Annotated in this window: 21 protein-coding genes and 1 pseudogene; 6 read left to right on the top strand and 16 right to left on the bottom strand. The window is 73.9% G+C overall.

What is annotated here, in order from left to right; all coding sequences use genetic code 11:
- Nucleotides 1-36: 36 nt before the first annotated feature.
- Nucleotides 37-564 carry a rhodanese family protein gene (locus ACK8OX_RS12520; protein ID WP_430664440.1) on the bottom strand — a complete coding sequence of 176 codons (528 nt, stop codon included), beginning with the start codon at nt 562-564 and terminating at the stop codon, nt 37-39.
- A gap of 19 nt (nt 565-583) precedes the next feature.
- Nucleotides 584-913, bottom strand: coding sequence for an ArsR/SmtB family transcription factor (locus ACK8OX_RS12515; protein ID WP_430664439.1), 330 nt, complete (start codon nt 911-913; stop codon nt 584-586).
- 83 nt (nt 914-996) lie between these two features.
- Between ACK8OX_RS12515 and ACK8OX_RS12510 the strand changes: the two genes are divergently transcribed.
- Nucleotides 997-1,902 carry an MBL fold metallo-hydrolase gene (locus ACK8OX_RS12510; protein WP_430664438.1) on the top strand — a complete coding sequence of 302 codons (906 nt, stop codon included), beginning with the start codon at nt 997-999 and terminating at the stop codon, nt 1,900-1,902.
- Nucleotides 1,903-2,022: 120 nt separating this feature from the next.
- Here ACK8OX_RS12510 and panC read toward each other — a convergent pair whose 3' ends face one another.
- From panC to ACK8OX_RS12490, 4 genes are all read right to left on the bottom strand, one after another.
- Nucleotides 2,023-2,865, bottom strand: coding sequence for a pantoate--beta-alanine ligase (gene panC / locus ACK8OX_RS12505; protein WP_430664437.1), 843 nt, complete (start codon nt 2,863-2,865; stop codon nt 2,023-2,025).
- Between the two features lie 67 nt (nt 2,866-2,932).
- Nucleotides 2,933-3,796 carry a substrate-binding domain-containing protein gene (locus ACK8OX_RS12500; RefSeq protein ID WP_430664435.1) on the bottom strand — a complete coding sequence of 288 codons (864 nt, stop codon included), beginning with the start codon at nt 3,794-3,796 and terminating at the stop codon, nt 2,933-2,935.
- Between the two features lie 32 nt (nt 3,797-3,828).
- Nucleotides 3,829-4,551 (bottom strand): ATP-binding cassette domain-containing protein, encoded by a 723-nt coding sequence (locus tag ACK8OX_RS12495; RefSeq protein ID WP_430664433.1) that lies wholly within the window; start codon nt 4,549-4,551, stop codon nt 3,829-3,831.
- Nucleotides 4,551-5,255 (bottom strand): ABC transporter permease, encoded by a 705-nt coding sequence (locus ACK8OX_RS12490; RefSeq protein ID WP_430664432.1) that lies wholly within the window; start codon nt 5,253-5,255, stop codon nt 4,551-4,553. Before ACK8OX_RS12490 ends, ACK8OX_RS12495 begins: the two co-directional genes overlap by 1 nt.
- 101 nt (nt 5,256-5,356) lie before the next feature.
- Here ACK8OX_RS12490 and ACK8OX_RS12485 point away from each other — a divergent pair, with 101 nt between their 5' ends.
- Nucleotides 5,357-6,235 carry a substrate-binding domain-containing protein gene (locus ACK8OX_RS12485; protein WP_430664431.1) on the top strand — a complete coding sequence of 293 codons (879 nt, stop codon included), beginning with the start codon at nt 5,357-5,359 and terminating at the stop codon, nt 6,233-6,235.
- A gap of 258 nt (nt 6,236-6,493) precedes the next feature.
- On the opposite strand, the gene ACK8OX_RS12480 is transcribed toward ACK8OX_RS12485, so the two are convergent.
- From ACK8OX_RS12480 to ACK8OX_RS12450, 7 genes and pseudogenes are all read right to left on the bottom strand, one after another.
- Complete coding sequence (locus tag ACK8OX_RS12480) at nt 6,494-7,582, bottom strand: heavy metal-binding domain-containing protein (protein ID WP_430664430.1); 1,089 nt, start codon at nt 7,580-7,582, stop codon at nt 6,494-6,496.
- A 258-nt stretch (nt 7,583-7,840) separates the two neighbouring features.
- On the bottom strand, nt 7,841-8,452 hold the full coding sequence (locus ACK8OX_RS12475; RefSeq protein WP_430664429.1) for a Spy/CpxP family protein refolding chaperone: 612 nt from the start codon (nt 8,450-8,452) through the stop codon (nt 7,841-7,843).
- A gap of 77 nt (nt 8,453-8,529) precedes the next feature.
- A complete protein-coding gene (locus ACK8OX_RS12470; protein WP_430664512.1) occupies nt 8,530-8,799 on the bottom strand; it encodes a DUF411 domain-containing protein in 270 nt (89 codons plus the stop codon).
- Between the two features lie 203 nt (nt 8,800-9,002).
- Nucleotides 9,003-9,197: a DUF305 domain-containing protein gene (locus ACK8OX_RS12465; RefSeq protein ID WP_430664511.1), complete on the bottom strand. Its 195-nt coding sequence runs from the start codon at nt 9,195-9,197 to the stop codon at nt 9,003-9,005.
- Nucleotides 9,198-9,381: 184 nt separating this feature from the next.
- Nucleotides 9,382-10,632: pseudogene (locus tag ACK8OX_RS12460) on the bottom strand (efflux RND transporter permease subunit); the annotation flags it as partial.
- 19 nt (nt 10,633-10,651) lie between these two features.
- Nucleotides 10,652-11,824, bottom strand: a complete 1,173-nt coding sequence (locus tag ACK8OX_RS12455) for a hypothetical protein (protein WP_430664428.1) — start codon at nt 11,822-11,824, stop codon at nt 10,652-10,654.
- Between the two features lie 145 nt (nt 11,825-11,969).
- The gene (locus tag ACK8OX_RS12450; protein ID WP_430664426.1) at nt 11,970-12,737 is read right to left on the bottom strand and encodes an IclR family transcriptional regulator; all 768 of its coding nucleotides are present in this window, start codon (nt 12,735-12,737) and stop codon (nt 11,970-11,972) included.
- A 164-nt stretch (nt 12,738-12,901) separates the two neighbouring features.
- On the opposite strand from ACK8OX_RS12450, the gene ACK8OX_RS12445 reads away from it, so the two are divergent.
- From ACK8OX_RS12445 to ACK8OX_RS12430, 4 genes are read left to right on the top strand one after another with little or no spacing between them, the layout of a single operon-like run.
- Nucleotides 12,902-13,882, top strand: a complete 981-nt coding sequence (locus ACK8OX_RS12445) for a tripartite tricarboxylate transporter substrate-binding protein (protein WP_430664425.1) — start codon at nt 12,902-12,904, stop codon at nt 13,880-13,882.
- Nucleotides 13,883-13,887: 5 nt separating this feature from the next.
- A complete protein-coding gene (locus tag ACK8OX_RS12440; RefSeq protein ID WP_430664424.1) occupies nt 13,888-15,519 on the top strand; it encodes an FAD-dependent oxidoreductase in 1,632 nt (543 codons plus the stop codon).
- A 10-nt stretch (nt 15,520-15,529) separates the two neighbouring features.
- Complete coding sequence (locus tag ACK8OX_RS12435; RefSeq protein ID WP_430664423.1) at nt 15,530-16,807, top strand: FAD-dependent oxidoreductase; 1,278 nt, start codon at nt 15,530-15,532, stop codon at nt 16,805-16,807.
- A 10-nt stretch (nt 16,808-16,817) separates the two neighbouring features.
- The gene (locus tag ACK8OX_RS12430) at nt 16,818-17,777 is read left to right on the top strand and encodes a Bug family tripartite tricarboxylate transporter substrate binding protein (protein ID WP_430664421.1); all 960 of its coding nucleotides are present in this window, start codon (nt 16,818-16,820) and stop codon (nt 17,775-17,777) included.
- Nucleotides 17,778-17,957: 180 nt separating this feature from the next.
- On the opposite strand, the gene ACK8OX_RS12425 is transcribed toward ACK8OX_RS12430, so the two are convergent.
- The 3 genes from ACK8OX_RS12425 to ACK8OX_RS12415 form a co-directional block, all read right to left on the bottom strand.
- The gene (locus ACK8OX_RS12425; RefSeq protein ID WP_430664420.1) at nt 17,958-18,929 is read right to left on the bottom strand and encodes a Bug family tripartite tricarboxylate transporter substrate binding protein; all 972 of its coding nucleotides are present in this window, start codon (nt 18,927-18,929) and stop codon (nt 17,958-17,960) included.
- Nucleotides 18,930-19,026: 97 nt separating this feature from the next.
- A complete protein-coding gene (locus tag ACK8OX_RS12420; RefSeq protein ID WP_430664419.1) occupies nt 19,027-20,985 on the bottom strand; it encodes a phosphatidylglycerol lysyltransferase domain-containing protein in 1,959 nt (652 codons plus the stop codon).
- Nucleotides 20,982-22,598, bottom strand: a complete 1,617-nt coding sequence (locus ACK8OX_RS12415) for a lysine--tRNA ligase (RefSeq protein WP_430664418.1) — start codon at nt 22,596-22,598, stop codon at nt 20,982-20,984. Before ACK8OX_RS12415 ends, ACK8OX_RS12420 begins: the two co-directional genes overlap by 4 nt.
- Nucleotides 22,599-22,730 lie beyond the last annotated feature (132 nt).

Here is a 22,730-nt window from a genome sequence, read left to right as displayed (position 1 = left end):
GGGAATGCGCCCGCCGGGTCGCGGCGGGCGCGGCGTTCAGGCGGCGGCCGCGCGGTTCCAGGGCATCAGCCGCAGCAGGCGTGCGAGGCCGCAGGTGCCGGTCGCGCCGGCGAAGACCAGGCCCGCGCCGACGAAGCCCGCGAGCGCGTAGAAGGCCGGCGCCAGAAGCGCGCCCAGCACCACGCCGAGCACCACCATGGAGCCCGCCGCGATCTGGACCTGCCGCATCAGTTCGAGCGGCTGGCGCCGGTCCTCGGCCACCGGCAGGCCCGCGCGCTTCCAGGCCTCCAGCCCGCCCTCGACCGCATAGGCTTCCACCAGGCCGGCACGGGCGGCGAGCTGCGCGGCATTGCCCGCGGTGCGCGCGCCGGAGCGGCAGTGGAACAGCACCGGCTTGCCGTGGTGGAGCGCGAGTTCCGCCTCCTCGAGGCGCGAGAGCGGCAGGTTCCGCGCGCCGGGGATGCGCTCCCGCGCATGCTCGTCCGGCTCGCGCACATCCACCAGCGTCGCGCCGCCTTCGCGCAGCAGGCGGGCGGCGTCCTCGGGCGTGATGGTCTTCAGCATGGCGATGTCCTTCCGTCGGTCAGTCCCCGGGGGGGCAGTAGAGATCCCGCAGCACGGCCAGCACGCGCGCGGCCTTCGGGTCGGCGAGGCGGTAGAACACCGCCTGTGCCTCCTTCCGGGCCGCCACCAGGCCTTCCTCCCGCAGCAGCGCGAGATGCTGGGACAGCGCGGGCTGGGAAAGGCCCACCGCCTCCGCCAGCGCGCCCACGCCCATCTCGCCCTCGGACACGAGGAGGCAGAGGAGCAGCAGCCGCCTCTCGTTCGCGAGCAGGCGGAGCAGCCGCGCCGCCTGCTCCGCGTTGTCCTGCAAGGCCGCGAGGTCCTGGCCAGGTGTCGTTCCCACCCTCATCCGCGCCTCATCCATAAGCTTGCGCTGAATAAGGGAAATCTTATATGCAGTTCAAGCCCCGGCCCGGGGCGACGGAGGACATCATGGAAAGACCGGCCATCCGCGCCTTCTTCGATGAACCGACCAACACCGTCAGCTACCTGGTCTGGGACCCCGCGACGAAGGACGGCGCCGTGGTCGATCCCGTGCTCGACTGGGACAACCGGTCCGGCACGGCCGACACCGCCTTCGCCGACCGCATCCTGGATGCGGCGCGCGACGAGGGGGTGGCGATCCGCTGGGTGCTGGAGACCCACGCCCATGCCGACCACCTGACGGCTGCGCCCTACATCAAGGCGAAGACCGGCGCGCCGATCGGCATCGGCGAGCACATCACGGAGGTGCAGCGCATCTTCCGCCCGGTCTTCGACGCGCAGGACGTGAAGCCGGGGGGAGGCGACTTCGACCGGCTGTTCCGCGACGGCGAACGCTTCGCGCTTGGCGGGCTGGAGGTGGAGGTGATGCACCTGCCCGGCCACACGCCGGCCGATGTCGCCTATCGCATCGGGGTGGCGGGGGACCCGCGCGGCGGGCAGGACGTCCTCGTGGGCGACACGATCTTCATGCATGACTACGGCACGGCCCGCGCCGACTTCCCGGGCGGCGACGCGCGGCAGCTGTTCCACTCGATCCGGCGCCTGCTCTCGCTGCCACCCGGGACGCGGCTGTGGATGTGCCACGACTACAAGGCGCCCGGCCGCGACAGCTACGCCTGGCAGAGCACCGTGGCCGACCAGCGCGCCCACAACCCGCATGTGAAGGACGGTGTGACGGAGGAGGAGTTCGTGGCCTTCCGCACCGGGCGCGACGCGGGGCTCGCCGCGCCGCTGCTGCTGCTGCCCTCCATCCAGGTGAACATCCGCGCCGGACGCTTCCCGGAAGCGGAGGCGAACGGCGTGCGCTACCTCCGCATTCCCGTGAAGCTGAAGGACGGGGCGGAGGCGCGCTGAGGATCCCCCATCCCGGACAGGCGCAAGGCGCCGCCGCTTGGCCACGATGCCGTTGCGGGGGATGGGACGCGCGGGCGGGGCCGTCCATTCCGCCCCGCCCGCCGGAATTCCGCCCCCCGGTCAGGGCACCGCGACGTTGTCGAGCAGCCGCACCGTGCCGAGCCGCGCGGCGGCGACGATCCGCATCGCGGTGCCCGGCGCGGCGCGGTCGAGCGGCCGCATCGTCTCCGCCTCCACCAGCGCCAGGTAGTCCGGCATCAGGCCGCCGCGCCGGAGCGCGTCCTCCCCGGTCGCCAGCGCCTCCGCCGCGTCCCGGCCGGCGGCGATGGCCGCGGCCGCGCGGAGGAGGGATGCGTGCAGCAGCGGCGCGCGCTCACGCTCCCCCGGGCTGAGGAAGCGGTTGCGCGAGGACAGCGCGAGCCCGTCCGCTTCCCGCACCGTCGGCACGGGCAGGATGCGGACGGGGATGTCGAGGTCGCGCGCCGCGCGGCGCACCACCTGCAGCTGCTGCCAGTCCTTCTCGCCGAAGGCCGCGGCATCCGCGCCGGTCTGCAGGAACAGCTTCGTGCAGACGGTGGCGACGCCGCGGAAATGGCCGGGCCGGGCCGCGCCCTCGAACCCCTCGGACACGCCGCGCACCTCGACGGCGGTCGCGCCGCCCGGCGGGTACATCGCCTCCACCGTCGGCAGCCAGGCCAGGTCGCAGCCGGCGGCGCGGAGCTTCGCGAGGTCGCCTGCCTCGTCGCGCGGATAGCGGGAGAGGTCCTCGTTCGGCCCGAACTGGGTCGGGTTCACGAAGATGGATGCGACGACCACATCCGCCGCCGCCCGCGCCGCCGCCACCAGCGAGAGGTGGCCGTCATGCAGCGCGCCCATGGTCGGCACGAGGCCGATGCGCGCGCCGCGGGCACGCCAGGCGCCGAGGGCCGCGCGCAGGCCCGGGATGTCGCGATGGATCAGCATGACCGCCTCATCGGCCGCCCCGCGCCGTGCCGCAAGGGGGCACGCGGCCGGCAGCAGGTCCCTCGCCTCAGGAAGTCGGCTCCGGCCGGCTCGCGTTCGGGAAGAACAGCTGCTCGCCGTTGATCCTGTAGCCCTCGATCGCGGACTGGCCGGCGGGCGAGAGGATCCAGTCGATGAAGCGCTCGCCGTCGGCGGCCTTCACATGCGGGTGGCGCTGCGGGTTCACGAGCATGACGCCGTACTGGTTGAACAGCCGCGTGTCGCCCTCGACGAGGATGCGCTGGTCCTGGCGGTTGCGGAAGCTGAGCCAGGTGCCGCGGTCGGTCAGGATGTAGGCGCCCTGGGCGGCGGCGGTGTTGAGCGCCGGGCCCATGCCCTGCCCGACCTCGCGGTACCATTGGCCGCGGCCCTGCGCGGGATCGACGCCGGCCATCCCCCACAGGCGCAGCTCGGCGGCATGCGTGCCGCTGCGGTCGCCGCGGCTGACGAAGGGCGCGCGGGCGGCCGCGATGCGGCGCAGCGCCTCGTTCGTGTCGCGCAGCCCGGCGATGCGGGCGGGATCGGCGGCGGGGCCGGTGATGACGAAGTCGTTGAACATCACATGCCGTCGCGGGCCGCCGAAGCCCTCCGCCACGAAGCGCTCCTCCGCCGCGCGGTCATGCACGAAGACCACGTCCGCGTCGCCACGCCGGCCGACATCGAGCGCCTGGCCGGTGCCGAGCGCGACGACGCGCACGGTGATCCCGCTCTCCCGCGTGAAGATCGGCAGGATGTGCCCGAACAGGCCCGACTGCTCGGTGCTGGTGGTGGAGGAGACGGTGATGAACTTCCCCTGTGCCTGGGCGTCCGCGCGCCCCGGCACGACGGCGGGCAGGGCGGCCGTCGCGGCGATGGCTGCGGCGATCACGCTGCGTCGAAGCGTCGAGAACATGCCGTGTCTCCGGGCTTTCCTGTCGGAAGGGGTCACCAGACCAGCTCGCCGCGCAGGAAGGCCGCGGCCTCCGGCGTGGCGGGGCCGGCGAAGAAGGCGGCGGCCGGGGCGTGTTCCGTGACGCGGCCGCGATGGAGGAACACCACCTCGCCCGCGAGACGCCGCGCCTGGCCGAGGTCGTGCGTCGTCATCACGATCTTGGTGCCGCGCGCGGCGAGCGCGGCGACGATCTCCTCCACCGCCTTCGTCGCCGCCGGGTCGAGGCTGGCGCAGGGCTCGTCGAGGAACAGCACCTCCGGGCGCAGCGCGGCGGCGCGGGCGAGCGCGAGGCGCTGCCCCTCCCCGCCCGAGAGCCGGCGCGCCGGACGGTCCGCCAGGGCGGCGAGGCCGACCAGCGACAGCGCCTCTCGCGCGCGCGCCTCGCGCTCGGCCCGCGCCATGCCCGAGAGCCGCAGCGGATAGACGGCGTTCGCCAGGACCGAGCGGCGCAGCAGCACGGGGCGCTGGAACACCATGGCCTGCCGCCGCGCCGCGGTGCCGGGCAGGCCGCCCCAGGCGATGCGCCCCTCGGTCGGCGCGAGCAGCCCGTGCAGCAGGCGCAGCAGCACGGACTTGCCCGCGCCGTTCGGGCCGATGAGGAGCGTCGGCGCACCCGCCTCGATCGCCAGCGAGACGCCGCGCAGGATGCGCACGCCGCCCGCGACGAAGCCGAGGCCCTCGGCGCGCAGCGGCAGGACGGTGTCGGGCGCGCGCATCAGCCCGCCCACCGGGCGGCGGCATCGCGCAGGCCCTGCGCCAGCGCGTTCACCGCCACGACGATCGTCATCAGCACGGTGCCGAGCGCGAGTGCCAGCGGCAGGTCGCCCTTGCTCGTCTCCAGCGCGATGGCGGTCGTCATCACCCGGGTGAAGCCCTCGATGTTGCCGCCCACCACCATCACCGCGCCGACCTCCGCCGCGGCGCGCCCGAAGCCCGCGAGCAGCACGGTCAGCAGCATGAACCGCCCGTCCCACAGCAGGGTCGGAACCGCGCGCCACGGGCCGGCGCCGAAGGAACGCAGCTGCTCGGCGTATTCCTCCCACAGTCCCTCCAGCACCCCGCGCGTCAGCGCGGCGAGGATCGGGGTGATCAGCACGGCCTGGGCGATGACCATGGCGGTCGGCGTGAACAGCAGGCCGAGCGGCCCGAGCGGGCCGGAGCGCGACAGCAGCAGGTAGATCAGCAGGCCCGCGACGACCGGCGGCAGCCCCATCAGCGCGTTCAGCACCACGATGACGCCGCCCCGGCCTGGGAAGCGCGCCACGGCGAGCAGGGCGCCGAGCGGCAGGCCGACCAGCGCCGCGACGGCCACTGCCGTCAGGCTGACGCGCAGGCTGAGCAGCACGATCTGCACCACCGCCGGATCGGCGGAGGCGACCAGGCCGATCGCGGTCGAGAAGGCGCTGCCAAGGTCGTTCACATGGTTCTCCAGCTGCGCTCCTACTTGCTGGCGGCAGGTCGGGGCGTCAATCGACCGGGGAGCTTGACGCCAAAGCGGATCCTGCCGGATTTTGCCGACCGATGCCGGATGTCCTGACGATGAAGGAGGCGGCGGCCTGGCTCCGCCTGTCGGAGCGGTCGCTCTACGAGCTGGCGCGAAGCCGGCGGCTGCCTGCCGCCCAGGTCGGCGGGAAGTGGCTGTTCCCCCGCGCGCAGCTCGAACGCTGGCTCGCGGCGCAGGCGGACGGGCCCGATGTCGCGCACCGGCTCGACCCGCCGCCCATCCTCGCCGGCAGCCACGATCCCCTGCTGGACTGGGCGGTACGGCAATCGGGCTGCGGCCTTGCCACCCGCGCCGGCGGCAGCCTGGACGGGCTGGCGGAGCTGGCGGCCGGCACGGCGCAGGTGGCCGCGAGCCACCTGCTGGACCCGGACAGCGGCACATGGAACGAGCCTGCGGTGCGCGAGATGCTGCCGCGGCGCGCCGCCGTCGGCATCACCTGGGCCTGGCGGGAACAGGGCCTCATCGTGCCACCCGGCAATCCGCGCGGGTTTGCGGAGGTGCGCGACCTGACCGGCGGCGTGCGCGTTGCCGGCCGGCAGCCGCGGGCGGGCAGCCATGTGCTGCTGACCCATCTCCTCACCGAGGCGGGCGTCCGGCTCGACGGGATCGCCTTCCTGCCCGAGCCGGCGCTCTCCGAGGACGAGGTCGCGGCGGCGGTGGCCGAGGGCCGCGCCGATGCGGGCTTCGGCATCCGTGCGGAAGCTGCGGCGCGCGGGCTCTGCTTCGTTCCCCTCATCCGCGAGCGCTTCGACCTGGTGATGGAGCGGCGGCACTATTTCGGCGCGCCGATGCAGGCGCTGCTCGGCTTCGCGCGCGGGCCGGTCTTCGCCGCGCGGGCACGGCGCATGGGCGGCTACGACGTGGCCAGCACGGGGGCGGTGGCGTTCAACCCTTGAATGCCGCGGGCCGTGGGCGAGGGGAGGGCGGCATGAGGCCGGGCGAGACCGGGCGCGGCGAGGTGGCCGGGGCGGCCCCCCTGCACGGCCTGCGAAGTCGACCCCCTTCCCCGACCGTTCCCGGCTCCGGCTGCGTGACCTGCCCCGACCAGGGCAGGTGTGCGGCGACCGCGGCATGACCGGTCCGGCAGGCAAGGATCCCGAGGGAGAGTTCCCGGCACGCCCGCCAAGGAAGTGTCGTCGCCGTGCCGCGGCGCCTCATACTTGGCTCATGAGGTGCTGGCGCACTTCATGCTTCATACTGACCGGCGTGAATGCTGACACATTCACGCCCCTCAGACGCCGGGCGGGCCGCATCCGCATCCCCCGGCTTCGCCGCAGATGCGGCGGCCGCCATCCGGCGGCTCGGCGGGCTTCGCCCGCCGCCATCGGATCACCTTCAACGCCGGCCGGTATGACGGGCGCGGCGGGCCTCCGGCGCTCGGCTTCGCCGCACTTGCGGCGGCGCCCGTTCGGGCGCTCGGCCCGCTTCGCGGGCCGCAGGTCGGAACTTCGTGAGCCGGGTATCATCGGCGGGTGGGCGCCGGTTACGTCAGCCGAATGCGACGGAGCCTCAGCGCGTTCCCAACGACGCTGACCGAGGACAATGCCATGGCGGCCGCCGCGATCACCGGCGAGAGCAGGATGCCGAGGAACGGATACAGCACCCCCGCCGCGACCGGCACGCCCGCGGCATTGTAGGCCGAGCGGGATCTCCTCCTCCGCGCCGTCCGGCCGGATGCGCCGGGCGACGGCAGGCGCCAGGTTCAGCAGCGCGCGGATGGCGCCGCCCGTCCGCTCCCGTACCCGCGACTCCAGCACCTGGCCGAGCAGGACCAGCACCACGATGACGGCCGCTGCCTCGAAACAGACCGCGACAGAGCCGTCCGGCGCGCGGAAGGCCGCCGGGAAGATGCCGGGGGCGAGGGTGGCAACGACGCTGAACACCCACGCGACGCCGGTGCCCAGCGCGATGAGCGTGAACATGTTCAGGCTGCGGGTGACGAGGCTGCGCCATCCGCGCTCGAAGAATGGCCAGCCCGCCCAGAGCACCACCGGCGTGGCCAGCAGGAGCTGGATCCAGTTGCCGACGCGCGGCCCGCCGACCAGGTGCATCATCCCGGTCAGGTGGCCACCCATCTCCAGCAGGAACACGGGTACCGTCAGCGCGAGGCCGATCCGGAAGCGGCGGGTGAGGTCCGCCAGCTCCGGGTTCGGCCCCGCCCCGGCGGTGGGCATCTCCGGCTCGAGCGCCATGCCGCAGATGGGGCGGCTGCCGGGGCCGGGCTGCCGGATCTGCGGGTGCATCGGGCAGGTGTAGATCGTGCCGGGCGCAACCGGCTCCGCCCGGAGCGCGGGCTTCGTTCCCACATATGCCGCCGGGTCCGCGACGAACTTGGTCCGGCATCCCGCCGAGCAGAAATGGTACTCGGCCCAGCCATGCGTGGCGCGGTGCGGCGTCCTCGCGGGGCCACGGCCATCCCGCAGACCGGGTCCTTCACGGGGGCCGTGGCGTCGCCATGTCCGGCATGTGCGTGCGACCCGCGGGCGTGGCCCCCGCTCACGTCACATCATCCCCATCCGCATGCCGCGGAGGTGCTCGGCCATCAGTTCGTCGGCCGTGCGCCGCTGCTCCTCCGACAGCGCTGCGTAGAGCGGCCCCGCCGCGGCCGAGACGGCGCGCATCGCCTCGAGATGGGCGGCCAGCAGCGCCATGCGCCGTTCCATCTGCTGCGGCGCGGGGAGGGGGCCAGGGCCGCCCGACATCGCCGATCGGGTCGCTGCGCGGAGCCGCTCGGCCTGCGCGCGGACGACGTCCGCGAAGGTGTTCCACTGCGGCGCCAGGGCGTCGGTGATGCGCAGCTCGGCGCGGAAATAGGCGAGCTGGCCCTCGATGCGACGGAAGGGCTGCATCGCGGCGGTCGCCATCCGCTGCTGCATCATCTGGCCCATCATCTCGCCGGGCCCGCCCATCATCCCGCCGGGCCCGGCCATGCCCGGCGCGCCGCGTCCGGGCGCCGGCGGGGCCTGGGGCGCTGGCTGGGGTGCCACCTGCGCGGTGTCCGGGTGGTGCGCCCCATGGTCGGCGTCGTCCGCCGCCGGGGCCTGCGCGGTCGCGCCGCTCGCGATGCCGAGCGCGAGCAGGGCGGCGACCGGAATGCTCGTGACCTTCCTCATGGCCTTGTCCTCCGGGACCGATCGACCGGGCGCCGAGGGTCCCGCCCGGCACCCGTGCAGGGCGCTTCAGGCCCGCATCAGGCTGGGCGCGCGCCGGTAAAGCGCATGAAGGGCGCGTGCGAGCCATCGGCCCGCCATGCCATGACGTCGTAGGTGTCCGGCGCCTGGCCGGGCACCTCCATGCCGGGCGAGCCGACCGGCATCGCCGGGACGGCAAGGCCCACGATCCCCTCCGGGCGCGTGGCCAGCAGGCGGCGCACGGCCAGGGCCGGGACGTGCCCCTCCAGCGCAAACCCGGCGACGCGCGCGGCGTGGCAGGACAGCAGGTCGGCGGGGGTGCCGAGCATACGGCGGATGGGCGCCACCGAGGAGACGACGCGATCCTCGACTGCGAAGCCCTCGTCGCGGAGGTGCTTCACCCAGCCGGAGCAGCACCCGCAATTCGGGTCGCGCCAGACCTCGACGCGCAGCGGCTGCGCCACGGCACGACCCGCCGCGAAGATGGCCGCGCCGATGCCGAGTGTGCGTCGCGTGAGCATGACGCGGCTCCTCACCGGCCGGGCAGGCGTTGGAGCAGCCTGCGCATCTGCGCGATCTCGCGCTCCTGGTCGCCGATGATGGCCTCCGCCAGGGCGCGGACCTCGGGGTCGCTGCCGTGCTGCAGCACCACGCGCGCCATCTCCACGGCGCTCTCGTGATGCGGGATCATCATGGCGACGAAGTCGCGGTCGGCATTGCCCGACATGGGCATGCCCATGCCGTGCTGCATGCGCGTCATCGCCTCCATGTAGCCCCGGCTGTCGGGGGAATTCGCGCCGGGGCTGCTCATCCCCGACATCCGCCCGGCCGGGAACGGGCACGGCGGCACGTGCCGCCGCCTCGGCCCGCAGCCGGTCCAGGGCCGGGCGGCCGAAGCGGTGGAACAGGATGGGCGTGACGAAGGTGTCGAGCAGCGTCGCGCTGACGAGCCCGCCGAGGATGGTGATGGCGACCGGGTGCAGGATCTCCTTGCCCGGCGCGTCGGCCCCGATGGCGAGCGGGATCAGCGCGAGGCCCGCCGAGAGCGCCGTCATCAGCACCGGCGTCAGCCGCTCGGCCGACCCGCGCAGCACCAGCGCCAGGCCCCAGCGCTCGCCCTCGTGCAGGGCGAGGTTGAGGCAGTGGCTGACCTTGAGGATGCCGTTGCGGGTGGTGATGCCGGTCAGCGTGACGAAGCCGACGAGGGTGGCGACCGAGAGCGGCTGGCCGGCGATCCAGAGCGCGGCCACCGCCCCGATGAGGGCGAGCGGCACGTTGCCCATGATGATGGCCGCCAGCATCGCCGACCGGTAGCGCGAATAGAGCACGACGAAGATGAGCGAGAGCGAGATGGCGGCCAGCACCGCGATGGTGCGCATCGCCTCCTCCTGCGCCTGGAATGTGCCTTCCAGGCTGGCGGTGTAGCCGGGCGGCATCGGAACCCGAGCGACCTCGGCCCGGATCGCCGCAACCACGGCCGCCATGTCGGCGCCCGGCGCGGTATTGGCCAGCACGACCATCCGCCGGCGCGCCCCCTCGCGCAGGATCTGGTTCGGGCCGTCCGCCTCCTCCACGCGCGCCAGCATGCGCAGCGGCACGCGGCCGCCCGGCGTCTCGACCAGCGCCTCGGCGAGGCGCGCGGTGGTGCGGTCCTCGTCGGCCAGGCGCAGCACGACGTCGAAGCGCCGCACGCCGTCGGTGATCTGGCTGACCACGGTGCCGCCGGTGAGCGACTGCATGATCTCGGTCAGCGTGGCGGCGGAGACGCCGTAGAGCGCCGCCCGCTCGTGGTCCACGGCGATCCGGAGCTGGGGGACGCGTACCTGCCGTTCGAGCTGGAGGTCGGCGAGGCCGGGGACGTTGGCCGCCAGACGCGCGCGCAGCGTCTCCGACAGCGCCCGCAGTGTGTCGAGGTCGTCGCCGAAGACCTTCAGGGCGATCTGCGCCCGCACGCCGGAGAGCATGTGGTCGAGCCGGTGGCTGATCGGCTGGCCGAGGTTGACCGAGGCCGGCAGCGCGGAGAGCCGGCCCCGGATATCGGCCAGCACCTCCGCCCGCGGGCGCCCGCCCTCGCGCAGGTCGAGGTCGAGCTCGGAGGAATGGACACCCTCCGCGTGCTCGTCGAGCTCGGCGCGGCCGGTGCGGCGGCCGACGCCCTTCACCTCCGGGCGGTCGCGCCCGTCACCCGGTCCAGCGCCGCCCGGTCGAAGGCCAGCGCCTCCACCCAGAGGCGGGAAGCGGCTCCCGCCCCGACAGCGCCGGCTGGATCGCGGTGCGGCGCTGGCGCGCCCCGGCGAGTTCGGCCTGGGCGTCCTGGATGTCGCGCTCGGCCACCGTCCCGCGCAGCGCGACCAGGCGGCGCACGCGCGCTTCCAGGATGGTGATCTGCGCATCGAGCTCGGCCGCGTTCTGGATCAGCCCGCCGCGCTCGGCGGCCGTGTAGGTGGGCGTGACGTAGGCGAGCACCTGGCCGCGCTCCACGCGTTGGCCGAGTGTCGGGAAGCCGCGCTCGCCCGGTTCCAGCCGCCCGGTCTGGCCCGGCTGGACGCGGCCGGAAGCGTTGGGGTCGGGCACCAGGTTGCCCACCATCCGGACGGCAGCGGCGGCCTCGCCGGCTTCCGTGACCTGCGTCCGGATGGTCAGCAGCCGTTGGGAGGCCTTCGGGACGAAGATCGCCCCGTCGTCCAGGCGCCGTGGAGCCTCCGACGGCACGATCGCGCCCGGGACCGTGCCGTGCAGGTCGGCCCGCGCCGGCGCCGCGCCGGCTGCGAGGGCGAGGGCGAGCGCGGCGGCCCGCCGCGGGACCGCCGGCTTCGGAAGCGTGGCGACGAGGGCCGGCTCGATGGCAGGACCCTCCTCCACCATCGGCGGGAGAGGCCGCCGGACGGAGCCCCGGCCGATCGCGACCTGCACCGTGCCGTCCCGGAGGAGGGCCATGACGCCGGCCCCGGCGGCCGGCGCGGCGGGCGGCTGCGGCACGTCGAGCGACGCGGTGAGCAGGTCCATCTCCTCGCCCGCGGCCACGGTGAAGACGATGTCCCGCTTTCCGGCCTGGGCCAAGGCCGCGTGGCGGGCGACGAACAGCCCGATGCCCTGGCGCTCGGCCGCGACCTCCTGCCCGTCGATGGTCAGGGTGACGGCGCCGTCCACGGGCGCATTGTCCGCCCAGCGGTCGAGCCACACGGTCAGGACGCCGCCGGGGCCGAGCACCGCGACGATCTCGAATGCCTCGCTGTGGGCCTCCGCCCGGGGGAGCGCCGCCGCCACCGGCGGAGCCTCCTCGTCGTGCCCGGGATGGGCGGCGGCGGGCCAGGCAAGGCCGAGCAGGAGGGCAAGGATCAGCGGCAGGCGCATCGGCAAACTCCGGTGAGCCTGTTTTCTGTCACCGGTTATGCGACGGCGCCGCTCGGGTTCATGACAAAGTATGTCGGACGCCGCCGGTGTCCCGTCCGGGCCGGAGGAGGTCCTTGCCCAGGCCGAAGCACGGGTCCGCTTCCGGTCACCCCCGCCCGGACCCGGCCCGCTCTCGGAGGGTGGTCGTCGCGTGGGCAAGCGCGGCAGCGATGCGCTCCTCCGCTTCCTTCGAGAAGCGCGCCGAAGGCAGGGCGACGTTGAAGGCGCCGAGCAGGCGTGCGCCGATGGTTGCCGCGCGCGCCATGCCGATGATCCCGAGGTGCCGCTCCTCGAAGGAGTAGGCGAGGCCGGTGCGGCCCAGTGTCCTGAGCTGGGTGTCCAGGGCCACGGGGTCGGTGATCGTCCGCGGCGTGAAGGCCGGATACTGCATCCCGCCGAGGATCGCTGCCCTGCGCGCCGGCGGCAGGGCGGCGAGGATCGCCTTGCCCGAGGACGTCGCATGCAGCGGCAGAAGCTGCCCCGTACGATAGGCGTAGGTCAGCGGGTGCCGCGCGTTGACGGAGAGCAGGACGCGGCCCGCAGCGCCTTCCGGCACCACGAAGCCGGCGCTTTCGTCCACGGCCTCGGAAAGCCGGCGCAGGATCTGCTGCACGACGCGCGCCAGATCGAAGGCCGGCGTCGGCGGGGCGGCGAGGGCCGCGACGGCCGGGCCGGTCCGCCAGCCGCGGCCCTCTGCGATCACGTAGTCGCGCTCGGCCAGGGTCCGCAGCAGCAGGGTGAGGCTGCTCTTCGGCACTCCCAGCGTGGCCGCCAGTTCGGCATGCGTCATGGCCCGTCCCGTCCGGGCGAGCAGGGCCAGCAGGTCGAGAGCCCGAAGGGCGGAGGGGGCGGCAGGCGCCGCGGGGGTTTCCATGCGGGCACTCTGTTCAGCCTGTTGAACAAAGGCAAGGCCGCCCGTTGAATCCCGTCTGGATTTGGGCTTGCCGGCAGGCGTTCTTGCCATCCGGCAGGGCTGCGTTTAACAGGATGAACAACCGTGATCGGGGCCGTGACCTGCCGTCCCGGGGTGAGGAAGCCATGAATCGCCGTCAGCTCCTGCCGCTCCTTGCCCTGCCCCTGCTGGCCAGCCCTGGACGGCATGCGGCGGCGCAGGCGGCCTTCCCCGCGAACCGGCCGGTGCGGCTGGTCGTCGGCTTCGCGGCCGGCGGCCCGGCCGATACCCTTGCCCGGCTCATCACGACCCAGCTTGCCGCCTCGCTCGGCGTGCCCGTGCTGGTGGAGAACCGCGCTGGCGCGGGCGGTACCCTGGCCGCCGCGGCCGTCGCGCGTGCCCCGGCCGATGGCCACACCCTTCTGTTCGTCACCAGCGGCCATGCCGGGACTTCGGCGCTCTACCCGAACCTGCCCTATTCTCCCGACGCCGATTTCGCGCCCGTCGCCTCGCTCGCCGCCACGCCCAACGTCGTGCTGGTGCGGGCGGATTCGCCCCATCGCGGCATCGCGGATCTCGTGGCCGATGCCCGCGCGCGCCGCGGCGCGCTGAACTTCGGCGCGGGCGGCAGCGGGGCGACGCTGACAGCGATGTCCGCCATCCTGCTGCAGCGCGCGACGGGCATCCAGGCCGAGGCGGTGAACTACCCGGGCTCCGCGCCGAGCCAGACGGCGCTGCTGGCCGGGCAGCTCGACTTCCTCGTGGACACACTCTCCTCCGCCACCGGCCAGATCGAGGGCGGGCGGATGCGCGCCCTCGCCGTCACCTCCGCGCGCCGTTCGCCGCGCGTGCCGGAGGTGCCGACGCTCGCCGAAACCGTCGCGCCCGGCTTCGACGTCATCGGCTGGTTCGGCGTCATGGCGCCCGTGGCCACCCCGGCGCCGGTGGTCGAGCGCCTGAACGCCGAGATCAACGCGGCCCTGGCCAGCCCTGCGGTCGAGCCGCGCATCCGCGACCTCGGCCTGGAACGCCTCGGCGGCTCCGCCGCCGACTTCGCCGCGCTCGTCCGGTCGGAGACGGCGCGCTGGGGCGGGCTGATCCGCGAGCTCGGGTTGCGGGCGGATTGAGCGCCATGGAACGCGGCGGGCGCGCCGGGATCCTGGTCGTCGGCGGCGGCCTCGGCGGCATCGCCGCGGCGCTCTCGGCCCTCGCCCTCGGCGCGCGCCACGTCGTGCTGACCGAGGAGTTCCCCTGGCTCGGCGGCCAGCTCACCAGCCAGGGCGTGCCGCTGGACGAGGGGCCCTGGATCGAGAGCGGGGTCGGCTCCCGCTCCTACGCCGCGCTGCGCGAGGGCATCCGCGACGGGTATCGCCGCCGCTATCCGCTGACCGAGGCGCAGCGCCGCGCCGTGCCCTTCAATCCCGGGATGGGCAATGTCGGGACGCTCTGCGCCGAGCCTGCCGTCGCGGTGCGGGTGATCGAGGAGATGCTGGGCCCCTGGCAGGGCGCGGGACGCCTGACGGTCCTGCGCCGCCACAAGCCCGTCGCCGCCCATGCGGAGGGCGACCGCATCCGCGCAGTCACGCTGCGCGACCTCCTGACCGGGCGGGACACGACGGTCGAGGCCGCGCTGGTCCTGGACGCGACCGAGACGGGCGAATTGCTGCCGCTCGCCGGCGTCGAGCATGCGCTGGGCGCCGAGAGCCGCGACGACACCGGCGAGCTGCACGCGATCGAGGGGGCCGCGGACCCGCTGGATCAGCAGGCCCTGACCTGGTGCATGGCCCTGTCCCACCATCCCGGCGAGGACCACACGATCCCCCGCCCCGAGGGCTACGCGGCCTTCCGCGACTTCCGACCGCCCTTCTGGCCCGGGCCGCTCTTCGGCTGGACCGTCAGCAACCACGTCACGCACGAACCGCTCGACCGCCCCCTCTTCGCCGGCGACAGCGACGCGCCGACGCTGTTCGACCTGTGGCATGCCCGCCGCATCGCCTGGCGCCGCGGATTCGAGCCCGGCTTCTACGACAGCGACATCACGGTCGCGAACTGGCCGCAGATGGACTACTGGTGGCGCCCCGCGCTCGGCGTGCCCGCAGCGGATGCGGCGCTGGCGCTCGACGAATGCCGGCGCTGCACGCTCTCGTTCCTCCACTGGATGCAGACCGAGGCGCCGCGGCACGATGGCGGCACGGGCTATCCGGGCCTGAAGCCCCGCGGCGACGTGCTGGGCACCGCGGATGGGCTCGCGCAGAACGTCTATTGGCGCGAGGGCTACCGCATCGTGCCCGAGCAGCGTCTGCTGGAGGGACATATCGGCGTCGCGGCCCGGCCCGGCGCCACGTCGGCGGAGCCGTTCCACGACAGCGTGGCGATCTGCGCCTACCGCATCGACCTGCATCCCAGCACGGTCGGCACGCGCGACACGGTGGACATCGACACCTTCCCCTTCCAGGTCCCGCTCGGCGCGCTGCTGCCGGTGCGGGTCGAGAACCTGCTGCCCGCCTGCAAGAACCTCGGCACGACGCGCATCACGAACGGCGCCGCGCGCGTCCACCAGAACGAGTGGAGCATCGGCGAGGCGAGCGGCGCCCTCGCCGCCTTCGCCCTCGCGCGCGGCGTGCCGCCACGGGCGGTGCGGTCGAGGCCCGAGTTGCTTGCCGAATTCCAGGCGGCGCTGCACCGACTGGGCGCGCCCATCGCATGGCCGAGCTACGGCGCGCTGACGCCACGCACGCGCACCGGCTACCGGCCGCCGACATGAAAGGCGCACGATGACGACCCTCCTGCCCGAGGTGCTGGTGGTGGGCGGCGGCATGGGCGGCGCGGTGGCCGCCATCGCCGCGGCACGCGCCGGTGCGGAGACGTTCCTGGTGGAGCGGCAAGGCTTCCTCGGCGGCGCCGCGACCGCCGCAGCCGTCGGGCAGTTCGTGGGTTGGGAAACCGCCGCCGGTCGCCGCGTCGTGGCCGGAATCGCGGAGGAGATCGTCGGGCGCCTCGTCGCCCTCGGGGCCAGCGACGGGCATGCGCGCTTCACCATGTCCACCGGCCATGTCATGGACCGGGTGCAGTACGACCCCGAGATCCTGAAATGCGCGCTCGACGCGATGGTGACGGAGGCCGGCGCGCGGGTGCTGTTCCACGCCGCGCTGCTGGACGCGGAGCGCGCGGGCGAGACCATCGTCTCCGTCCGGCTGCTGACCAAGGCCGGGCCCTGGACGCTGCGCCCGCGGATGGTGATCGACGCCTCCGGCGACCTCGACCTGCTGGCCGCCGCCGGTGCTGCCTTCCTGCCCTTGCAGGAGGGCGAGACGGCCCAGCCCGCCACCGCCATGTTCCGCTTCGGTCCGATCGACCTCGATGCCTTCGCCGCCGTTCCCGGCGCCGAGCTGGCGGCGCTGGCGCGGCAGGGCGTGGCGGAGGGGCGGCTGGCGCGCGCCGCGCTGCATGGCAGCTTCATCCAGGGCACGCGCGACGCCTGGTTCAACATCTCCCGCATCGCCCTCGACGCCACCGACCCGCTCGCGCTGTCGGCGGCGGAGATGGAAGGCCGCCGGCAGGCGCTTGCCGCCGCGTCCTTCCTGCGGGATCGCATACCGGGCTGTGCCGAGGGGCGGCTCGTCGCCCTCGCGCCCGTGCTCGGCGTGCGGGAGAGCCGCCGCATCGCCGGCCGGCACGTCCTGACGGAGGCCGAGCTCCGCGCCGGCCACGTCTTCCCCGACCGCATCGCATGGGGCGCCTATCCGATGGACATCCACCCGGCGAAAGGCGCCGGGCTGCAGTTCGAGGAGTTCGGCGACGACCACGCCTATGCCATCCCCTTCGCGAGCCTCGTGCCGGATGGGCTGGACAATGTGCTTGTCGCGGGGCGCGGGATCTCCGCCACGCACAAGGCGCATGCGGCGACACGCGTGATGCCGACCGTCATGGCGATGGGGCAGGCCGCCGGAACCGCGGCCGCCCAGGCGCTGCGCGGCAATGCGACGCTCGCCACGACGGACCTCCCCCGCCTTCAGGACCGCCTGCGCCGGGATGGCGCGATCCTGCCGTGAAGGAACTGCCATGATCACGCGCCGCGCCGCCTTCTGCCTCCCCGCGCTGCTGGCCCTGCCGGCCCGGGCCGCCGACTGGCCCCTCCGCCCCGTCCGGATCATCGTCCCCTTCGCCGCCGGCGGCCCCGCCGACGGGCTGGCGCGCATGCTGGCGGAGGTCTTCGCCCCACGGCTCGGCCAGCCCGTGGTGGTGGAGAACCGCGCGGGCGCCGGCGGCATCATCGGCACCGGCGCCGCGGCCGCGGCTGCCGACGGGCACACGCTGCTGTTCGGCTCGGTCAGCATGACCATCGTGCCGCACCTGCAGGCGCAGCCCGTGCCCTACGACGTGGTGCGGGACTTCGTGCCGCTCGGCCTCGTCGGCTCGACGCCCTTCGTCGCGGTGGTCCCCGCTTCCTCCCCGATCCGCGACGTCGCCGGCCTCGTCGCCGCGGCGAAGGCCGGGCCGCGCGCGATCACCGCGGCCAATTCAGGCAACGGCACGCTCTCCCACCTGGCGACCGAGTTGTTCAACGCCCGTACCGGCACGGCGATCGAGAGCGTCGCCTATCGCGGCGAGGGCGTGCTGATGCCGGATCTTCTGAACGGCACCGTCGCACTGGGTTTCCTGACGCTCTCCACCGTCCTGCCGCACATTCGCGCCGGCCGCCTGCGGGCGCTCGCTGTCGCCGGGCCGGCTCGCCTGGCCGGGCTGCCCGAAACTCCCACCTTCGCCGAGGCTGACGTGGCCGGGCTGGAAGTGGATGGATGGCAGGCCCTGCTCGCCCCGCGCGCCACCCCGGCCGCGAGCGTCGAGCGCATGGCTGCGCTGCTGCAGGAAGCGATGGCCGACCCTGCCCTGCGTGAGCGCATCGCCGGATTCGGCGTCCTGCCGGCCAGCGCCGATCGCGCTGCCTTTGCCGCACTCTTCCCGGAAGAATTCCGCCGCTGGGGGGACCTCGTCCGCAGCCGTGGCATCCGGGCGGAGTGACGCTTCCGGCACCGACCTCATGGTCGGTCGCGTCGACACGCCGTTCGACGGCAGCGGCACCGCCCTGGAGCACATCCGCGCCAGCCGGCTTGCCGAAGGCCGGCACGGATGAGCGGGACCTGCCGGGGCGTTTGCGTGCAAACATGAAGGCGGGATGCAGGAGGCCCGCCCGTCGCCCCGCTATTCGAGCCGTACGCCGTTGGCGCGGATGATGCGCCCATAGGCGGCCGTCTGCTCGGCCAGGCGCGCGCGGAACGCCGCGGCGCCGTCCGCCTGCACCTCGCCGCCCAGCTCACCGATCCGCGCGCGGATCGCGGGTTCGTTCAGCACGGCCGCCACCTCCCGCTCCAGCCGGGCCAGCATGGCCGGCGGGGTCTGCCCCTGCACCAGCAGCCCCTGCCAGGTGCCGGCATCGGGCTCCGGCCAGCCGAGTTCGCGGAAGGTGGGCAGGTCCGGCAGGTTCGGGAAGCGCCGCGGCCCCGTCACCGCGATGCCGCGCATCGCCCCGTTCACCACATGGGGCATGGACTGCGTCGCGCCCGCCATCGTCAGGTTCGCCTCGTTCGACACCAGCGACAGCAGCGCCGGCGCGCCGCCGCGATAGGGGACGTGCTCCATCGTCGTGCCCCAGGCCGCGGCCAGCGACAGCGCGACCAGGTGGGACAGCGTGCCGGTGCCGGAATTGGCGGCGTTCAGCCGGCCCGGGTTGCGCTTCGCATGCTCCACCAGCCCTGCCGCGTCCTGCACGGGAAGGGCGTTGTTCACCGCCAGGATGTAGGGCGCGTAGATCATCATCTGCACGGGCGCCAGGTCGCGTTCCGCATCGAAGGGCATGCGCTGGAACAGGAAGGGGTTGGTCGCCAGCACCGACACGTCGAGCAGCAGCATCGTGTGCCCGTCGGGGCGGCTCTTCGCCACCGCGTCCGCGCCGATGTTGCCGCCCGCGCCGGCGCGGTTCTCCACCACCACGTTCTGCCCGGCCCGCGCCGCCAGCGCCGGCGCGATCAGCCGCGCCAGGATGTCGCTGGTGCCGCCCGGCGCGTTGGGGACGATGATGCGGATGGTCTGGTTGAAATCCTGCGCGCGCAGCGCGGGGGCCGCAAGCAGGCCGGGGCCCGCGGCCGCGGCGATGAGCAGGGTGCGGCGGTTCATCCTGGTTGTCCTCCCGGGGTGCTTCTGCATGCCCCCTGCGGCAAGACTGCCCCGGCCCGCCGCATCGGCGGAAGCCCGCCGATGGCCGGCGGACCCGCTACCGCCGCATCGCCTGCGACGGCTCCTGCGGGAGCAGCGGCATCAGCTTCTCGAGATCGCGTTCCGCCCGGCAGGCGAGGTAGCGCTGCGCTTCCCCGATCCCCGGCGCGCCGAGCGGGAAGGCGGTCAGCCCGATGTCGCCGTAGACGCGCAGCAGCGCGGGGGTGACGCGCCAGAAGGCCGGGTCCACCCCGGCGCGGTCGCAGATGTCGCGGAAGCGCCAGATGGCCGAGACGCGGTCCCGCTCCTCCCCCACCGGGTCGCCGAGGGCGAGCCACACGCTGTCGCGCCGGACGAAGGCGAAGCCGGCGCGTCCGCCTTCCCCGAACACCGCGCCATCCGCCGCCTCCGGCGCGACGGCGCCGAGCGCGAGCAGCCGCGCCCGCGTCGCCCCGTCCCAGGGTTCCGGAGCCAGCCGCGCGGGGCGCAGCAGCCGCACCGTGCCCACCAGCACCAGCAGCGCGGCCAGGCCCACGGTGAAGCGCAGGCTGTCCGAGGCGAGGGGGGAGACGACGACCTGCAGCCAGTTCTCCTCCCCGACCCGTCCGCCATAGGACACCATCGCCAGCAGGATGGCGCCGAGCCCGACCACCACCAGCGGCACCAGCGTCTCCGCCCCCAGCGGCTCCCCGATCAGCCGCGCCTCGCGGTAGAAGGCGCTGCGCATGGCGGCCAGGATCGCTGCCACCAGCAGGAAGGCGCCCCAGAGCCACCAGGCCTCGCCCCGCAGCAGGCAGATCAGCACGCCGTTCAGCAGCAGCAGCACGCCCATGCCCCAGGCGAGCTTCAGCCGCCGCAGCAGGCCGTAGCCCATCACCAGCAGCAGCGACCCGACGATGGAGGCCGCGAATTGCGACGCGACCGCGGCCTCGTAGCCCGCCCATTCGTCGATCGCGCTGCCCCGCGTCGGCAGCGCGCCGAGGAACAGCAGCACCGTCCCGCCGAGCCCGACCAGCCCGGCCGTCGCCGGCACCTCCAGCGCATCCGCCACCCGCTGCTCCGCCCCGAACCGGCCGAGCAGGTGGCGCCGCTGCGCCACCTCGAAGCCCGCGAACAGGATGCCCGCGATGAACAGCGGCGCGACGTAGTAGTACAGCCGGAACACCAGCAGCGCCCCGATCACCTCCGGCGCACTCAGCCAGGGCTGCAGGCCGATCAGGATGGCGGTGTCGAACACGCCGATGCCGCCCGGCAGGCTCGCCGCGATGCCGGCGATGTAGGCGGCGATGTAGATGCCGAGGAAATGGAGGAAGGTCAGCCCCTCCGCCGGCGGCAGCAGCGTGTAGAAGATCATCGCCGTCACCGCGACGTCGACGCTGGCCAGCACCGTCTGCGCCACCGCCATCCGGAAGCCCGGCAGGTCGATCCGGTGGCCGAGGATCACGACATGGCTGCGGATGCGCGACATGGTGACGTAGGCGATGACGATCGCCCACATGACGAGGCCGAGCGCCTGCATGATGAGGTGCGGCACATGCTCGCCGAGGCCGGGCACCACCTCCGGCTCCACCACCAGCACCAGCCCCCCCAGCGCGAAGCCGCCGAGGCCGAAGGTCAGGCTGGTGAAGGCGACCACCTTCGCGATGGCCAGAGGCGGCAGCCCCCAGGCGGCATAGAAGCGGTAGCGCACGGCGGCGCCCGACACCGCGGCGAAGCCCAGGTTGTGCGCCAGCGTGTAGGCGCAGAAGGACGCCAGCGAGGTCCGCGCGTAGCTGACCGGATGTCCCGCATAGACGCTGCCCAGCCGGTCGTAGATGGTCAGCACCGCATAGGCCAGCAGCGTCCAGCCCGCCGCGATCCACAGCGACGCCGTCGGGATCGCGCCCAGCGCCCGGCGGATGTCGGCGACCGACAGGGTGCGGAATTCCTTCTGCACCACGAAGACCGCGGCGACGAGCAGCAGGAGCCCGAACACCGTCATCCCGTGCTTGCGCAGCAGCGGCAGCAGGGCCTTCATGCCGGGGCGGCGTCCTGCGCCAGCGCGCCCTCGATCAGCGCGATCGTCGCCTCGATGCCGTAGAGCGCGACGAAGCCGCCGAAGCGCGGCCCCTCCGGCTGGCCCAGCAGCACCTGGTAGAGCGCGTTGAACCACGCGCGGGACACGCCCGGCCGCCCGCCATCCTTCGCCGGCTCCAGGAAGGGCTCGCGCCGGCCGGCGTCGTAGACCAGGTCCTGGATGGCGCGGGCCTGGTCCTCCGGCGGCATCGCCCCGAGGTCGGTGACCCGGTCCCGCAGGCTCGCGGCCAGCGCCGCGAGCGCCACGCGCTCGCCCTCCGTCGGCGGGCGGTGCCGCTTCGTCGGCAGCACGCGGTCGCGGTAGTAGGCGACGGCATGGCCCACCAGCCGCTCCAGCATCGGGTGCGTCTCCGCGCTGGCATGGGGGGCGTAGCGCCGCAGGAAGCCCCACAGCATCTCCGGCCGGTCGGCGTTGATCACGCTGGCCAGGTTCAGCAGCATCGCGAAGGACACCGGCGATCCCGCGTCGTTCGTCGCGCCGCCGTTGATGTGCCAGGCCGGGTTGTCCGGCGCGGGGTTGGCGCGCAGGCGGTCCAGGTTCTGCAGGTACTCGTCCACCGCGCGGGGGATCACGTCGAAGAACAGCCGCTTCGCGCGGGAGGGCTGGTTGTACATGAACTGGCTCAGGCTTTCCGGCGGGCCGTAGTGCAGCCATTCCTCGATGGTCAGCCCATTGCCCTTGGACTTGCTGATCTTGCCGCCTTCCTCGTCGAGGAAGTGCTCGTAGGTGAAGCCCACCGGCGGCTCGCCTCCCAGCACGGCGCAGATGCGCGAGGACAGGCGCACGCTGTCGATCAGGTCCTTGCCCGACATCTCGTAGTCGACGCCGAGCGCGTGCCAGCGCAGCGCCCAGTCCGCCTTCCACTGCGCCTTGCAATGCCCGCCGGTGATGCGCGTGCCGTGCCGCTCCCCCGTCTCCGGGTCGGTCCAGACCAGCAGGTCCTCCGCGGGCCGCACCTCCTCCATCGGCACCTGCATCACCACGCCGGTCCTCGGGTGGATCGGCAGGAAGGGGGAATAGGTCGCGCGCCGGTCGGGGCCGAGGGTGGGCAGGATCACGCCGCGCACCTCCTCGTGCCGTTCCGCCATGCGGATCAGCGCCGCGTCGAAGCGGCCCGACCGGTAGTAGTCCGAGGAGGAGGCGAATTCGTAGTCGAAGCCGAAGCGGTCCAGGAAGGCGCGCAGCCGGGCGTTGTTGTGGTGCCCGAAGCTCTCATGCGTGCCGAAGGGGTCGGGGATGGCGGTCACCGGCCGGCCGATGTGCCGCGCCAGCATCTCCCGGTTCGGCACGTTGTCCGGCACCTTCCGCAGCCCGTCCATGTCGTCCGAGAAGGCGACGAGGCGCGAGGGCAGGCCGGTCAGCAGCCCGAAGGCGTGCCGCACCCAGGAGGTGCGCGCCACTTCCCCGAAGGTGCCGATATGCGGCAGTCCGGACGGGCCGTAGCCCGTCTCGAACAGCGCCGAGCCCTTGCCCGAACCCTGGACCCGGGCGGCGACCTTGCGGGCCTCCTCGAACGGCCAGGCCTTCACGGTGGAGAGGTCGGGGGCGGTCATGGGCTGCTGCGTCTCATGCGGTCTGGCGGACGGGCCTTATAGGCGGGCCGGGCGGGGGAGGCGACCCCGGCCGGGGTGCCACCGCCGCCGGCAGGGCTGGCCACGTTTTCGCGCATTTGGCCCCGGCCCGGG

Origin of the sequence: Falsiroseomonas sp. CW058 (assembly GCF_050563535.1) — a bacterium.
In the GTDB taxonomy this organism is placed as follows: Bacteria; Pseudomonadota; Alphaproteobacteria; order Acetobacterales; family Acetobacteraceae; genus Falsiroseomonas.
This window is presented reverse-complemented; position numbering and strand designations above follow the sequence as displayed.